This is a genomic window from Caldimonas taiwanensis NBRC 104434, assembly GCF_001592165.1.
GTDB lineage: Bacteria > Pseudomonadota > Gammaproteobacteria > Burkholderiales > Burkholderiaceae_C > Caldimonas > Caldimonas manganoxidans.
On the sequence record NZ_BCWK01000043.1, the window covers coordinates 1 to 4153 of the forward strand.

General features: G+C 62.5%; 3 protein-coding genes. All 3 read left to right on the forward strand.

All coding sequences use genetic code 11. The features are described 5' to 3' along the window. The first annotated feature begins 198 nt into the window (after positions 1 to 198). Positions 199 to 675, forward strand: coding sequence for a chemotaxis protein CheW (locus CTA01S_RS15705; protein ID WP_026330416.1), 477 nt, complete (start codon positions 199 to 201; stop codon positions 673 to 675). A gap of 200 nt (positions 676 to 875) precedes the next feature. Continuing rightward, entirely contained in the window at positions 876 to 3086 is a 2211-nt protein-coding gene (locus tag CTA01S_RS15710; protein ID WP_232301102.1) for a methyl-accepting chemotaxis protein, read from the forward strand. Between the two features lie 208 nt (positions 3087 to 3294). Further along, the coding region (locus CTA01S_RS15715) for a cache domain-containing protein (RefSeq protein ID WP_198150904.1) at positions 3295 to 4153 on the forward strand (859 nt) is incomplete at its 3' end.

A 4153-nucleotide genomic window follows, 5' to 3' on the forward strand; every position in this document is an offset into this window, starting at 1 on the left:
GCTTGCAACCCGCCATGGAAAGCTGAGCCCCGCCTCGGCCACACGCCGGGGCCTGCGGCGCACAGGGCCAAGCAACGCTCAAGTCCACGCTCGATTTGCCGAAGTCACCGACACCTGCGTCATCAGGAAACAGGAGCCAACATGGGCATGATGCACCCCCCCGCCACTTTGCAAGCCCCCACGGCACGCCACACCGCCATGCAGCGCGTGAGCGGACCCACCCGCGAATACCTCACCTTCCGCGTGGGCAGCGAGGAATATGCGATCGACATCCTGAAAGTTCAGGAAATCCGGGGCTACGAAGAGCCGACCCGCATTGCCAACGCCCCAGCGCACATCAAGGGTGTGCTCAACCTGCGTGGTGTGATCGTCCCGATCGTGGACATGCGCATGCGCATGGGCTGCGAGAAGGTCGAATACAACGACTTCACCGTCTCCATCATTCTCACCTTCGGTCAACGGGTGATTGGCATCGTCGTGGATGCGGTCAGCGACGTGACCGAGCTGAGCGCCGACCAGATCCGCCCGGCCCCCGAAATCTCCGCCGCCGTCGATGCACGCTACATCACCGGCTTGGGGCAAGTGGGCGAGCGCATGCTCATCTTGCTCGACATCGAAAACCTGCTGTTGTCCGCCAGTGTCGGATTGGCTTGCACCGACGCCATCACCCCCTGATCGCCGCCAAAAAAAAAGAACACCGGAGACCATTCATGCACGTCATCGAGTCTGAGAATCTGACAGGTCATTTCGACGACAAATCATCCGGCACACACAACGAGCCACCGTCTGCCCAAGGGGGGTTTTTCGCATATCACGGAGTCTGGGCACTCGGGGTGCGTTGGTTTCGCAATCTCAGGTTTCACTCCAAGGCATCGGTGGTCAGCGCCTTGTTGTTGCTGCCCTTGTTGGTGCTCGTGATCTGGACCGCCAAAACCCAATGGACTGAATGGGAAACCCTGTCCAGGCACACCCTTGGCACACAACTGCTTCGACGCAGCATCGAAGTACACCATTTGATGCTCGAACGGCGCAGACTGTCTGCAGCCGGCCTCGCCGGAACGCAAGCTGCGTTGAGCAACGATGAAGCCTTGAAACAGGCCAACGCGAAGCTGCAAAGCGTGTTGCAACAGGCCGAGTGGAAACCCCTGGGCGACGCGTGGGAAGCCTTGGCGCGCGCATGGCAAGAGCTGCCGATGACCGGGACGCCCACCGAGGTGTTTGCCCGCCACAACGCGTGGCTCGATCAGCTTTACGACTGGCAGTCCCAGGCCAGCAGCGTCTCACGCCTTCATTACTCGCCATGGCCGCACATCCAAGACGCATGGCATGCCGCCGACGTCGAACTTTCGCGTCTGGCCGACCATGTGGCCCGGCTGCGCGGCGCCTTGGCCGCCGTCAAGTCCGGCCGCGTGTCGCAAGATGAAGCCGCGCCGGTCATCGCCGCTGCCAGCGCCGCCATCCAAGAACGTCTGTTCGATCTGAACCGCACCTTGGCCCGCATCGACGAGCATCATCCTCTGGCCCAGAAGACATCCGCCGTGCAAAGCATCGAGCGCCTGATGCGCGATGGCGCTGCAGCGCCAGAGGCTCAGGTGCTGCAACTCGGAACGCAGGCCATCGAATCGGTCGCCAAACTGCAAGATGAACTCCTCGATCGATTGGAAACCCTCGTGGCGCACGAGCGCAGCGCCAATGCAGCCAATCTGCTGGCCTACCTGGTATTGCTGCTCCTGAGTTTGACCCTGGCGGCCTACTTCATCTATTGCTTCTTCCTCGTGGTCGATGGCGGCCTGCGGGAAATCTCCAAACACATCCGCGCCATGGCCAACGGAGACCTCACCACACACCCCACGCCTTGGGGCAAGGACGAAGCCGCCCGGGTCATGAACGATTTGCGGTCCACCCAGGAGTCCTTGCGATCGATGGTGCGTGACGTGCGAGACACCAGCGACGAGATCACGCACTCTGCCGAGGAAATCGCCAGCGGCGCCATGGATCTTTCGGCCCGCACCGAACGCACCGCGGCCAATCTCGAGCAAACGGCCGCCACGATGGAGCAGATTTCTGGCACTGTGAAGTCCACCGCCCTTCACGCCGAAAAAGCAGCCGATCTGGCCGCGCGAAATGCCCAAGCAGCCGCCGACGGCGGGCAAGTCATGCAGCAAGTGGTGCACACCATGCGAGGCATCGAATCTTCGGCGCAACGCATCGGCGAGATCATCGGCACCATCGACGGCATCGCCTTCCAAACCAACATCCTGGCACTCAACGCCGCCGTCGAGGCAGCCCGCGCAGGCGAGGCCGGCCGGGGATTCGCCGTGGTGGCCGCAGAAGTCCGCAACCTCGCCCAAAGGAGCTCGTCGGCCGCCCGCGAAATCAAATCGCTCATCCAGGCCAGCATCGAACGCACCACCGAAGGGTCCCACGTGGTCGCTCAGGCCCACCAAGCGATCGAAACTCTGGTGAGCGACGCGCAAGAGCTCGGGCGCGTGATCGGTCAAATCGCCACTGCAGCGCGTGAACAAGCTCTCGGCGTGGAACAAATCGGACAGGCCGCTCAAGAGCTCGACCAAAGCACGCAACAAAACGCCGCCTTGGTCGAAGAAACGGCAGCCGCCGCGCAGACCATGAAGCGGCTCACCGACCACCTGCAGCAACGCATGCAACGCTTCCGCCTGCCACAAATGGCCGAGCGGCAAGCCTCGGCCAGTCTGGTCACCGAGCGAGTCGAAGACTTCGATTTCGCGCAAGCCGTCGAAGCCCACCGGAGCTGGAAAGTCAAGCTGCGACAGGCCATTGCGAAGAAAGAAAAGCTCGACACCAACACGCTGTGCCGCGACGACCGCTGCGCGCTGGGACGCTGGCTGCATGGCCCCGGCGGCGCACGCTGGGGGTCACGCCCCAGCTTCCGAACCCTCGTGGATGAGCACGCGCAGTTCCACCGCACGCTCGCAACGGTTGCCGAGCACATCAACGCTGGACGGCAGGACCAGGCACTCAAAGCCATCGGCCCCGGCAGCCCATTCGCTGAAGCCAGCAACCGCACCATCGAAGCCATCATTCGACTGCAGGGCGAATTGGGCTGATGGCCTGCGGCTCGAATGCGCATGGCTTCCGTCTGAAAGCCATGCGCTCATGCATGCCGCCCTCACAGAGATGGCCTCGCGACGGCCGTGAGTTTCATCACACCTGCCGATCCGGTGGCGCCTCAAACCTTGTGCGCTCGAGCCGATAACGTACCCACGACACAGCGCCGCTCGTGCGCCCTGCCCCCAAGGATTTCGGAGTCGCCCCATGTTCGATCGCTTGAGCTTCCAACAGAAAATTTTCAGCATCATCCTCACCAGCCTGGCTGGCGTGGTGTTGCTCACGCTGTACCACGGCTACAACACCTACCAGCGCTTGCTTGAAGACCGCCGCGCCATGCTTCAAGCCGCCGTGGAATCCATGTATGCCATCGCCAGCGGCTTTCATGCCAAAGCACAAAAAGGCGAGATCACCCAGGAGCAAGCCCAGCAAGCGGCTGCGGCCGCCATCGAACAAGCACGCTATGGCGGCCAGGATGGAAAATCAGAGTACTTCTATATCTGGACTTTGGACGGCGTGGGCGTGATGCACCCCATCCGCCCCGAATGGCGCGGCCAGCACATGGCCGACAAAATCAAAGACGGCCTGGGCCGTCATCCGATCAAAGACATCGCCGATGCCTTGCGCGCCAGTTCGGACGGGCGTGCTTTCGTCGACACGCACTTCCCCCGCCCCGGTCAAACCGAACCCGTGCCCAAGCTCCAGTACGCCATGGCGTTCAAACCTTGGAACTGGATGATCGGATCGGGCTTGTATCTCGATGACCTGGCCGCCGCTGCTCGCGCAGAAATCGCCCAAGCCGCGCTGTTGGGCGGGCTATTGCTGAGCGTGATCATCATCGTGAGCCTGCTGGCGGGCCGCAGCATTCGGCAGCAAATCGGTGGCGATCCGGCCGAGGCGCAACGCTGCATGAGTGCCATTGCACAAGGTCGCCTGGATGTGGACTTGGGCATGCCGCCCAAAGGCAGCTTGCTCGACAGCCTGGCACAAATGAGCGCGTCGCTGCGCCGCTTGGTGGCTCAAGTGCGCGCCAGCACCGACTCCATTGCCACGGCCTCCAGCGAGA

Coding starts and splice junctions, on each gene's coding strand:
- CTA01S_RS15705 (WP_026330416.1), top strand. CDS start 199: ATGCAGCGCGTGAGCGGACCCACCCGCGAATACCTCACCTTCCGCGTG.